Annotated in this window: 8 protein-coding genes; 2 read left to right on the forward strand and 6 right to left on the reverse strand. The window is 42.4% G+C overall.

Features of this window, described 5'->3' with window-relative positions; all coding sequences use genetic code 11:
* Window positions 1-58: 58 nt before the first annotated feature.
* The 6 genes from J3L16_RS09560 to J3L16_RS09585 are packed head-to-tail and all read right to left on the reverse strand — an operon-like array spanning window position 59 to window position 8,736.
* Entirely contained in the window at window positions 59-820 is a 762-nt protein-coding gene (locus J3L16_RS09560; protein WP_242698774.1) for a CBM9 family sugar-binding protein, read from the reverse strand.
* Complete coding sequence (locus tag J3L16_RS09565; RefSeq protein ID WP_207612742.1) at window positions 821-1,342, reverse strand: gluconokinase; 522 nt, start codon at window positions 1,340-1,342, stop codon at window positions 821-823.
* Window positions 1,339-3,711, reverse strand: a complete 2,373-nt coding sequence (locus tag J3L16_RS09570) for an NdvB protein (protein ID WP_207612743.1) — start codon at window positions 3,709-3,711, stop codon at window positions 1,339-1,341. The genes J3L16_RS09565 and J3L16_RS09570 overlap by 4 nt, the downstream gene beginning before the upstream one ends.
* Complete coding sequence (locus J3L16_RS09575; RefSeq protein ID WP_207612744.1) at window positions 3,708-5,066, reverse strand: MFS transporter; 1,359 nt, start codon at window positions 5,064-5,066, stop codon at window positions 3,708-3,710. The genes J3L16_RS09570 and J3L16_RS09575 overlap by 4 nt, the downstream gene beginning before the upstream one ends.
* Window positions 5,066-7,579: a glycoside hydrolase family 3 protein gene (locus J3L16_RS09580; RefSeq protein WP_207612745.1), complete on the reverse strand. Its 2,514-nt coding sequence runs from the start codon at window positions 7,577-7,579 to the stop codon at window positions 5,066-5,068. The genes J3L16_RS09575 and J3L16_RS09580 overlap by 1 nt, the downstream gene beginning before the upstream one ends.
* Window positions 7,576-8,736 (reverse strand): sugar MFS transporter, encoded by a 1,161-nt coding sequence (locus tag J3L16_RS09585; protein ID WP_207612760.1) that lies wholly within the window; start codon window positions 8,734-8,736, stop codon window positions 7,576-7,578. The genes J3L16_RS09580 and J3L16_RS09585 overlap by 4 nt, the downstream gene beginning before the upstream one ends.
* A gap of 230 nt (window positions 8,737-8,966) precedes the next feature.
* On the opposite strand from J3L16_RS09585, the gene J3L16_RS09590 reads away from it, so the two are divergent.
* Window positions 8,967-10,307 carry a GH1 family beta-glucosidase gene (locus J3L16_RS09590; protein WP_207612746.1) on the forward strand — a complete coding sequence of 447 codons (1,341 nt, stop codon included), beginning with the start codon at window positions 8,967-8,969 and terminating at the stop codon, window positions 10,305-10,307.
* A 12-nt stretch (window positions 10,308-10,319) separates the two neighbouring features.
* Window positions 10,320-11,657 (forward strand): MFS transporter (locus J3L16_RS09595; RefSeq protein ID WP_207612747.1); only part of this gene is annotated, 1,338 nt, incomplete at its 3' end.

Genomic DNA, 11,657 nt, shown 5'->3' on the forward strand with positions numbered 1-11,657 from the left:
TTAATCTTGACACTCGGTGCTGTTAGAATTGAGCGACGTTTCTTAAACAGGATTCAAGTTATTTAACTAGTTTGATAATGCCAAACACATCAGCGGTTTTGTAACCTAAATTCTTATCGCCATTTACAGCTTCAATATAGTGAGAGCCAACAAAGCTCTCTCTCTCTTCACTACCATCGTTGTCACAGTAAGCTAGCATAAACCCAATCTTTTTATTTTCATCTAAGTTAACCCTACTTTTATTAGGGTTGTTCGTTGAAGAGAAAGTATCGTTGTGAACTTGTATTTTCAATTCCCAATTAGTCTCATATGGAAACTTATCACTTCTAGACCAGCGACTGCTAACATGTTCATTCAATAGCAAAAAATGCGTCTTATCCGAAGAGATATCAGGGCCAATATCGACTACGTTTCCATCTAAAGCAACATGATATGCAAACGCATTGTACGTTTTTAGATGCTCTCCACCTGAAGCGTCTTCGTCAATAAAGATTTCTACGCAATCATCATCCCAATACCTTTCCAACGGATTGGGGAACCTGTCGTACAGCACATCATCAACAACAACTACATTTAGATATAAATAGCCGTGATCCCATAAAAGTCGGTATTTACCCGAAAAATCTGCTGAATCGGGTAGCGCACCAATCAAAGGAAAGTTAATGTTTTGCCACTGACTTTGCCCCCATTCCACATCATCACTTTTTCCATCAATAAAAGGAGCCCGTTTAGCGTAATTCACATCGAGAATATCTTGCTCGGCAAACGCACTGGTGTTAGCCATCACATTTAAGACAACAATGGGAAATATACACTTCATCTACTCATCCTTAATCACAGATTTCACTTTTGCTAAAGACGCCTGTAAAACAGAGTCAAGAGAGTCGTTGGCATCAATGGAAATGACATTATCTTGATGACTTAAAGGAGGTTCCAAGGTATCAAACTGGCTGGCCACCATATTTTCCGGGAAAAAATGCCCTTTTCGATTGGTGACTCTTTCACAGGCTGTTTCTTGCGTAATATCTAAATATAAAAAATAGAGAGACAGAGGCATAAGGCCCAACCTATCCCGGTATTGCTGTTTTAGTGCAGAGCAGGTGACAAAAATAGGTTTCCCACTTTCCTTTAGGTCAGAACATTCAGACACAATGCGCTTTAACCAAGGGACGCGATCAGAATCGTTTAATGGTATACCACCTGACATTTTCTGTTTGGCTTCACGAGTATGTAAATCATCGCCTTCAATAAACTTGCCACCACAGGTTTTCGCGAGAAACTGAGCAATAGCAGACTTACCGCAACCACTCACCCCCATAACAACAAATACAACAGAACTCATAGAGGAACCTTCACGGTAACTGCGTAATGTTTATTAGCTTCAATATCAGTAATTAAAGGCTCAGAAAGTCGATTTCCATCCATGAATACAAGAATCTCGGTAATATTAGGATCTTTTTGAATATCGAACACAAAACGTGCGCCACGAAAGCGTCGAGTTACTGAAACCTTATCCCATTCATCTGGTAATTGAGGGTTAATATGCAAACCTTTGGCATTTCCAGACAAGCCAAACAAGCCCTCTACAAGAGTGCGATAAAACCAAGCAGTAGTGCCAGTATTAAACAATTGACTGGAACGCCCAGCATGAGATGGGTTTTCTTTCCATGCTCCGCGATAATAGTTAGGTATAAATACAGGTAACTGCCCTCGTTGCAAAACATCTTCGGGGGTAACCAGCATTTTTTTCAACACTTTAAACCCTTCATTGGCAAAACCATATTGATACAAGGCAAACCCGTAGAACGCGGCAGCATGGTTATATACAGAACCATTTTCCGCTGAACCTGGGTATTTCTGTGTCATTCGGCCAATATCTTCAACCATTTCAGTATAAGCAGGAGATAACATTACTGGCCCATAAGGTGTATCTAAATTTTGTTTAACCTTTTCAATTAAAGACTGGGCTTCATTTGAAGGAAGCATGCCACTGAGCATGGCCCAGCTTTGTGGATTAAGGTACATTTTACCTTCATTATCAACCTCAGTTCCAAATAAGCGCCCATCATCAGTAATTCCTCGGGCAAACCACTTATCTTTCCAAAACGCCTTGTGACCCCGACTGTTCATTGCGTTTGCTTCGTGCTGCCAATATACGCTTTTCTTGCTATCTCCAACCCACCGGCATATCGACGCCCATTCAATCCAGGCATACGATGTCGCCATAGTTAGCCATGCAGACACGCCTTTGCCTTTATGCCCAACCATATTCATTGGGTCACACCAGTCCCCTTGCTGAATCAGGCTCAGTCCATTGTCATCAAGATTGGCCTTTAACCACTGCATTGCCAAATCTAAGTGTTCAGCTACAGTGGCATTTTCTGCTTTGTCAGCAAAGGGCAAGGGCTCTTCCAAAAAATCGCTATCATCCGTTTCGTTTAAGTAGGATTTCAAGCATATAGGTAACCACACACAGTGATCTGAATGGGGGATCTGATTGATATATTTTAATTCGGCGTTTACATGTAACAAGACACCGTCAGGCATAGAGCCATCGGAATTTTGTTGAGACAACGCCATTGCCAGCGCTTCTCGTGTAGACCTTCCTCCTAAGTAGGCCATTCCCATTGCGTCTTGCAAGTAATTTCTGGTTTGTGGATCTGTCGTTAGGCGGTTTACATCGCCATGGTAAAAGGCTTGCCGAGGCAACCATTGATTTACGAAGCGATCAAAGTCTTGGTCCGGTGTTTTTATTTTTAATGCCGGAGTGGCCCTAGTGTTATAAATGGCGTTCGCCGCACTAACCCGGGTAGCGCCTTGCTTAGTTAAAAATTCATTTTTTAATGCCGAAATTTCTTTTTCATTTGATTCTGCGCCAAACAGGTACCTGAAGGTTTTTGAGCTTCCCCTTTCCAACTCTACGCTTTGCTGTAATACAGCTATTGGGACTTCGTATTTTGCGCTTTGACGGTTCAATTCAGTTAGTACAATGCCATCAGGATTATGCAAGCCACCCAGCCCCTCAAAGCTTTCGGCATTCGCGCACCAGCTTGTAATTGGCGCATCCGCAAGTAAGAATGTACGTTCTTTTAAGTGTTTATTACGGTAGTAATCAGCTAATTTCTGGTAAGGCGTAATTTTATTTCCGACAATGCCATTTAGCTGTTCATTAAAGTCCGCTGACTGATTCATCCAAGATAAAAAGCCAATTGAAAAGCAGGGGTAAAGCTCAAACTTTTGCGCTGTTTCTCCCACATTTTCAATTCGCAAAGTCCATAATTCCGCACCTCTATCTGGCACCAATTCTACTTTTAACTCAAAAAATAAATCGCCATGGCGAATTTTCCACACCAATGCATGTTCAAGAATATGAAACTCAAATATTGCCGGCACGTGGCGCACAGGTTCGAACGGCAGAGAGTACAATTGGTCCTCGTTATGGCTTTTCACATAGAAAAACCGTCCAGGGTGCTGAGCATGATAATGATGCTCAGGTTGCATAAAGGTTGTCGCCTCTAAGCTTGGCCCTGTTGAATATTTTGTAGGTTCTGGCTGCATAAATTGTGCAACGGCATACCCCCTACAGTTCATTTGCAACATCATTTTCTTATTCCATAAGAAACCTGCTGCTTTAGGCATACTCAAGGGTGATGTTAACACTACGGCCTTCGTCACATCACACTGATAGTACGGCACTTTTTGCCCAATCATAGCGACGCCTTACTGCCTCTATCAAGCAAGTCCTGTTGCATTTCACTTACGCTCTTTTCATCTAACGGATAGCCCGTGATAAAAAACAGAGAAAGTGCCGCAAAGCCGGCAGGAATAAGGGACATTAACAACACAATTCCCCATTGAGATTCCGCGCTTTGCAATTGATTCGCCTGATACCCCATACTTGCCAATAACCAACCTATGGTCGCTCCCGCTAAGGCTCCTCCTAGCTTTTGCGAGAAAGCTGCAGCAGAAAATGTCATGGCCGTAGCTCTTCGGCCCGTTTTCCATTCGTTGTAATCTGCGGCATCTGCGTACATTGAAAAGACCAAAGGCGACTTAGGACCCAAGCAAAGACCAATGGCCGCTTGTAGCACGAAGATTAACGTCATTGCATTGGCCGGCACAAAATACAGCGCAATGGATAAAACCGTCACCAAGCCCATTAATATGAACAGTAGCTTCTTTTTATCCACAAATTTTGTAAGTAACGGAGTAGATGCCGCACCTAAAGCCAATGACAAAAGATACACGGTGCTAAATGCACCAATTAAATCTTCTCTTTCAACAAAATATTTAAAGTAGTAAGTCCCACTTGCGCCTCTCAAACTGATCGTAAGCATGATGACGAGAGCAAGCACAAACAAAATAACCCAAGGTTTATTGGCTAATAAGTCCTTTATATCAGCAATCGGGCTTTGCTCTTGTTTGCGAGTAGGCACCACGCGCTCTTTCGATGTAAAAAAGGTAATGCTAAACAGCATAACTGCAATTACACCGTAAAACGCCATAGTGTATTGCCACCCCTGCTGCTCATTTCCGTTACCAAACCACTGCACCAGTTCAGGGGTAAAATAGGCGACCAAGGTTCCGCCACCAAAAGCGCCAATAAAGCGAAAGCTAGTAAGAGTTGTTCTTTGCTGAGAATCGCCTGTCATAACCCCCATTAATGCACCATAAGGAACATTAATGAAGGTGTAGGCCAGCATCATAAATATATAGGTACCGTATGCCCAAACCACTTTTCCTTGGTCGCCAACATCGGGCACGGTAAAGGTAAGGACTCCGCCTAACGCTAGTGGCAACACGCCCAACAATAGATAGGGGCGAAACTTTCCCCATCGAGTTTGAGTTCTATCGGCAATGGCTCCCATTATTGGATCTGTTACAGCGTCGATAAGACGAGTTGCAAGCATCATGGTGCCTACTGTCGCAGCAGGAATACCAAACACATCGGTGTAGAATATAAATAAAAACAGATCGAACGTTCGCCAATAGAAATTAGATGCACCATCGCCACAGGCATAGCCTAACTTTTCCTTTAATGGCAGCTTTTCAAGCCTGACATTCATTACTCTTGGCCATCAAGAACAAATTCAACATTTGCAATACGCAGCTCAACACTACCCTTAATCTCAATGCCAAACGGGCTTGTAGTATCAACGAACTTCATCCCTTTTTCATTGAGTAATGCTAGTGGGACAGAGTAGCGCACCCAGCCTCCAGCCTCAGACAACTGACTACTGATATCCACACGAATACCACACGTCTCGCCGTTATCACATTGCAGCGTCAACCACGCTTTACCCTTTAAGGGCTGGCTAACCTGGTATTCAAACTCTAAATTGGCATTTTCGTTCACATTCCTAGATAAATCTTCGCGGAATGAACCTTTGCTCTCGATATAAACACGGACAGGCGTAGCTGAATTCGCAGTTACTTGAAACGCGTCTTCCTGCACATTCTTGTCATAAGTACGGAATTTAATCCCATCAACACTGACAGAACTAGAGGTGATTTGTTTTTTTGTATCTTGGTTATTCAACCAAAGTACCCAAGGAGTATTGAGTTTACCCACATAAATAGGCGCACCTTTATAAACTTCGCTATGGCTGTTTTTTACATCTTCAGACACCTGTTCAACAGTCACCTTATCGGAATAATTCAAACCATATCCATACGGAAACAAGGGTGAATAATTGCTATCTCCACGATTAACCGAGTACTGATAAGGTGATGCAGGCCATGAATACGACAACTTCCCTGTCATATCATATTGTTGATTCCCGTCAACGTCAGTCAGTAATACATCAGCAATACCCTCGCCTTCCGTCCCCGGTAACCAGGCAACAACAAACGCATCAGACGCATTTAGCTCAGGGTTAATCCACATTGGTCGCCCAGTCACAAAAATGGCCACAACGGGAATACCTTTAGCTTTTAAACTCGTTAAAATTTGATAGTCATTGTCATTATCCCGTTGGTAGGTCAAGTTGGGTCTATCTCCATGTCCTTCAGCGTAGGGATCTTCGCCAAATACAACAATGGCAACATCGGGGCGTACTTGGAAACTAGCGTCGTCTCCAAGCTCGATAGCGCCACCAGCAACACTTAGTTGGTTTTTAAACCCTTGAAAAATGGAAGTTCCACTAGGAAAGTCTTTGTTGGTGTTGCCGGTTCCTTGCCAAGTTATGCTCCAACCTCCCGCAGATTTCCCAATATTGTCAGCTCCATCTCCAGTAATAAATATTTTTGAAGCAGGGGAAAGTGGAAGAATATTGTTATTGTTTTTAAGTAAAACTAAAGACTGCCTTACCGCGTCTCTGGCTATTGCTCGGTGCTCAGCCGATCCAATTAGTTCCGTTTTACCCGAAAATTGTCGCGCCGCTGGACTTGGCTTTTCGAATAACCCCGCTCTTACTTTAACTCGAAGAATTCGGCGCACAGCATCGTCAATCCTACTCATAGGTATAATGCCACTTTCAACTTGCTCTACGGTATTTTTAAAAAGCCCCTTCCAATCAGACGTGGGCGCCATGAACATATCTAAACCCGCATTTATGGCCTGAGGGCAATTGGTGTTAGAACACCCTTTTATTTGCCCATGCCCTGACCAATCCCCTACAACAAACCCATCAAATCCCATTTGATTTTTCAAAACGTCAGTGAGCAAATATTTGTTGCCGTGAATTTTTTCGCCATTCCAGCTGTTGAATGATGCCATCACTGTTTGCGCACCAGCCGTTAGGCCACCAACATAACCTTGTGCATGAATATCGAAAAGGTCTTGTTCTAGTGCAATATTGTCTCCTTGATCGTCCCCGCCCACAGTACCGCCATCACCTAGAAAATGCTTAACTGTGCTGATAACCCTGTCATCACCCATAAAGGTTGAGCCATAATACCCTTGTAAACCATGAACGATGGCAGACGCATAAGCTTTCACGATTTCAGGATCTTCAGAATACCCCTCATAAGTGCGACCCCACCTATCATCTCTCACCGTTGCCACTGTTGGGGCAAATACCCAATCGATCCCAGTAGCCATTACTTCTGTGGCCGTGGCTTTGGCAATTTGTTCTATGAGTTTTGGATTATTCGCCGCGCCTAATCCAATATTGTGAGGAAACAAGGTAGCTCCAATAACATTGTTATGACCGTGTACAGCGTCGGTACCCCACATAGTGGGTATGGCTGAGCCATCAACACTGTCGTCTATAGATGCCTGATACATCGACTCGGCAAGCGCTATCCAATCATTTGGCGTGGCATACTTATCGTCATTGGGGAACGCGCCACCGCCATTTAAGTATGAACCGAATCCATATTTGCGCATATCATCAATGGTAATATCGCGAATTTCAGGTTGCACCATTTGGGCGACTTTTTGCCTAGTATTCATCTTGGCTAGCAAAGCCTCTACTTTTGCTTCAACCTCGTCGCTGTGTTTCACTTCACTTACAATTGCAGGCCAAATTGAGATGTCTTTTTTAACGTCCGCAGTGACATCATGAACGGAATTATCTTGTTGACACCCAGTTAAAATAAAAACAGAGATAACACTGGCTAAAATAGATTTTTTCATGCTAATTTTTCCTTGTTTACATCATTTACTTTACTGCCAATCAGGCCGTAATAAGCAATATAAAAATAACACGCAATAGGAACTACAAACGAAATTGGCAGCCCCTGAATATCCGCAATATAAGCCTGTAATAACGGAATAAATGCACCACCTACAATTGCTAAGCACAGAAGACCAGAGCCTTGGCTTGTTTGATGCTTTAAATCTTGCAGTGCGAGGCTAAAAATAGTTGGGAACATGATCGAATTGCAAAGGCCTACAGCTAATAGTGACCACATAGCTAGTTGCCCAGAGCTTTGTAGACTGGTAAATATCAACACTGCCGCCATTACCGCATTAAAACAAAGTACTTTATGCGCAGAGACTTTCTGCATAACTAGCGCACCAACAAAGCGTCCTACCATTGCTCCCCCCCAATAATAGGTAAGATAAGATGCGGCGCTTTGTTCATTTAAATTAAGGCCGGACACTTCTTTTATATAGCTGACAAGTAAGCTTCCTATAGCCACCTCAGCGCCAACATAAACAAAAATGCCTAACATACCTAAAGACAAGTGCTTTCTAGCCATAGGAGCAAAAATCGATTCTCCACTGGTTTTTTCTTGCTGAAGAATGGTCGGCAATTTTAAATAGGCAAAGGTAATAGCTAATACCAACAACGCCCCAGCTAATATTAAGTAAGGTAACCTCACACCCTCAGCACCTGCGGCACCTGACGTTTCCAGCTCACTAAATAGTAACCAACCTCCAAAAGAAGGGGCCACCGTGGTTCCAAATGCATTAAAGGCTTGTGTCATTGTGAGTCGCGACGACGCAGTTTTTGCCTCACCAAGTGCAGTCACATAAGGGTTAGCTGATACCTGCAATAGTGTAATTCCAGTAGCTAAAACAAAAAGCGCTAAAAGAAATACGCTGTATATATGTAGGCTTGCTGCTGGCAAAAATAAAAGACAGCCAATACTCGCAATACTAAGCCCAGTCACAATGCCTTTTTTAAAACCAATACGTCCTACAAGCCAGCCAGCAGGCAGAGATGCAATAAAATATGCGCCAAAGAAACAAAATTGAATGAGTAATGCTTGGGTGTAATTCAGATCAAATGCGTCTTTAAGATAAGGGATTAATAAATCGTTCAAACAAGTAATAAATCCCCACATAAAGAACAAAGATGTTAAGCAAACTAATGCAAATCGTGTGTTCACTGAATTTTCGTTATGCACGTGCAACTCCTTAAAATATTACCTCAAACAGAAAGAAAGCGCTTTCTCAAAAACATAATTACATGGTATAAAGCAAATTACAATATAACAATTTAAATAAATTATTTACATTAACATGTAAGATACTTTGATTTTCATAGTGAAATTCCCACAAAAGGTATATCTATATGCAAAAGTTGACACTTCCCGATAATTCAAAATTATCAAAAAAGCGCTTTCTTTTCGGTGTGGCGACGTCTAGTTATCAAATAGAAGGCGGTGTTCATAGTCGTCTTCCTTGTATCTGGGATACCTTTTGTAAAAAAGAAAATACCATCATTGATAAAACTAATGGCGACATAGCCTGTGAACACATTCAACGCTGGGAGCAAGATTTAGATCTAATTGCTTCTCTTTGTGTCGATGCTTACCGATTTTCCATTGCTTGGCCTAGAGTTATGAATAAAGACGGAAGCATAAATGAAACAGGTATCGGTTTTTATGAAGCGCTGATTGAAGGGTTAACAGAACGAGGAATTAAAAGTTTCGTCACTCTGTATCATTGGGATTTACCACAACATATTGAAGATAGTGGTGGTTGGTTAAATCGAAATACGGTATTTCGATTTGCTGAATATGCCAATGCTGTAGCCTCTCGTTTAGGTAACAGTGTAGAGAGTTATGCAACATTCAACGAACCTTTTTGTTCGGCGTTTCTAGGGTATGAAATAGGAGTGCATGCACCGGGCAAAAAAGGCGTTAAGAACGGACGCACCGCAGCTCACCATATTTTACTCGCACACGGATATGGTATGAAAGCAATTCGTACACATACCCAAAAAGCCAAAGTAGGCATTGTTGTAAACGTTACTCCATGTTACCCGCGCTCAAATTCAAATGAAGATGAAATCGCAACAACCCGTGCCAATGAATACATTAACCACTGGTATATCAAGCCTTTGTTTGACGGTTGCTATCCAGATGTGTTTAACCTTTTAGATGAAAGTGAGCGCCCACCAATTGAAGATGGTGACTTTGCAGTTATTTGCCAGCCTATGGATTTTATTGGAATTAACTATTACACCCGTTTAACGTATTCAGCCCCACTAGAAGGCGACACCCTTTATCACGAGCACGAAGCAAATCCGCCAAAAACCGATATAGGTTGGGAAGTTTACCCTCAAGCATTGACCGATATTCTTTTAGAATTAAATAACGCTTACGACTTGCCTCCAGTTTACATAACAGAAAATGGCGCCGCTATGGCAGATAAGCTCATCAACAATAAGGTTGATGACGCCGACAGAATTTCCTATTTTCAAGGCCATTTAATGGCAGTTCACAATGCCATTGAATCTGGTGTTGATATTCGCGGTTACTTCGCGTGGAGCCTAATGGACAACTTTGAATGGGCAGAAGGCTTATCAAAGCGTTTTGGCATTATTTATGTCGATTACAACACCCAAGTTCGCACACTAAAAAATAGCGCAATTGCCTATCGCACATTCATTTCTAACCGAGCAGAATAGTGAAGGTCTAGCATGGCACATAAATTATCTTTCATTGAAAAATCCGGTTATGCAATGGGCGATGCCGCTGCTAACTTAGTTTGGCGTGGCGCTTTGGCTTACTTAGCCGTTTTTTATACTGACACATTTGGATTAACTGCGTCTGCAGCTGCAATACTTTTTCTGGTAGTCAGGCTATCTGACGGTATCACTGACATTATCATGGGTATGGTTGCTGATAGAACTCAAACCAAATGGGGTAAATTCCGTCCTTGGATAGTTGTGTCTACGCCGTTCCTTTGTCTTTTTATGGTGCTGTGCTTTACCACTCCAGATTTTAGTCCTAATGCCAAACTGGTTTACGCCTATGTTACCTATATAGGCTTAACACTAGCCTACACCTTCAACAATGTACCTTATTCTGCCCTCATGGGAGTAATGACCCCTTCAGATACAGAGCGTACTCGTTTATCAAGCTACCGTTTTGCAGGTGCGTTTCTTGGTGGATTAGCGGTTATGGGAGGCTTACCTGAACTAGTCCAATACTTTGGCCAAGGTAATAGTGCACAAGGCTATCAATACGCCATGTATTTATTTGCAGCCTTGCTTGCCGCGTTAATGATTATCACTGTAAGTACGACTCGTGAGCGGGTTCATGTTCCCACCACTCATACCGTCGACTTAAAAACTGAAATGAAAGAACTCGCTCAGCAGCTTCCTTTCATTATGTTGCCGTTATTAGCTATCACCTTATTCTTTTATTATCGGTCTATACCCACTTTTCTTTTTGCTGCTATGGTCTTTACCCTTGTGTATTTGGTAATACGTAAATTATTAGCCTCACCAGAGTCTGAGCGCTCTCGCTCACAACAAGACATTATTGATTTATTAACCAATAGACCTTGGCTAATACTCCTAGGCATGGGCTTTTTAACCATGATGTACAACGGCATTAAATACGGCGTAATCGCCTATTACTTTAAATACGCAATACAGGACGAAGCCCTTGCTGGCGGTTACTTTGCTGCGCTGCTTGTAGTGTCTGTTGCTGGAGCGCTCGCCACCAACTTTTTGGTGTCGAAGCTAGGCAGAAAAAACACCTTTATTGCCGCCTTACTGCTAAGCAGTGCTTTTGTATCTGTTTTATTTTGGGTGCCACCAAGTAATTTAGTCGCTATTTTCACAATTGGGTGTATATCGGAGTTTTTTGCCGCCATGATGCCAACGTTATTTTTCGCTATGTTAGGTGATTCAGCCGACTTTTCTGAATGGAAAACAGGCCGCAGAGCTACGGGTTTATTTTATTCTGCAGGCACATTTGTACAAAAAACCGGAGGCGGTTTTGCTGGGGCTTTAGTACTTGTGGTACTT

The organism is Alteromonas sp. 5E99-2, from assembly GCF_017368475.1.
Classification (GTDB): domain Bacteria; phylum Pseudomonadota; class Gammaproteobacteria; order Enterobacterales; family Alteromonadaceae; genus Alteromonas_F.

Excerpts from the sequence above, each read along its gene's own strand:
- J3L16_RS09560 (WP_242698774.1), bottom strand. The coding sequence starts at position 820 with ATGAAGTGTATATTTCCCATTGTTGTCTTAAATGTGATGGCTAACACC.
- J3L16_RS09565 (WP_207612742.1), bottom strand. The coding sequence starts at position 1,342 with ATGAGTTCTGTTGTATTTGTTGTTATGGGGGTGAGTGGTTGCGGTAAG.
- J3L16_RS09570 (WP_207612743.1), bottom strand. The coding sequence starts at position 3,711 with ATGATTGGGCAAAAAGTGCCGTACTATCAGTGTGATGTGACGAAGGCC.
- J3L16_RS09575 (WP_207612744.1), bottom strand. The coding sequence starts at position 5,066 with ATGAATGTCAGGCTTGAAAAGCTGCCATTAAAGGAAAAGTTAGGCTAT.
- J3L16_RS09580 (WP_207612745.1), bottom strand. The coding sequence starts at position 7,579 with ATGAAAAAATCTATTTTAGCCAGTGTTATCTCTGTTTTTATTTTAACT.
- J3L16_RS09585 (WP_207612760.1), bottom strand. The coding sequence starts at position 8,736 with ATGTGGGGATTTATTACTTGTTTGAACGATTTATTAATCCCTTATCTT.
- J3L16_RS09590 (WP_207612746.1), top strand. The coding sequence starts at position 8,967 with ATGCAAAAGTTGACACTTCCCGATAATTCAAAATTATCAAAAAAGCGC.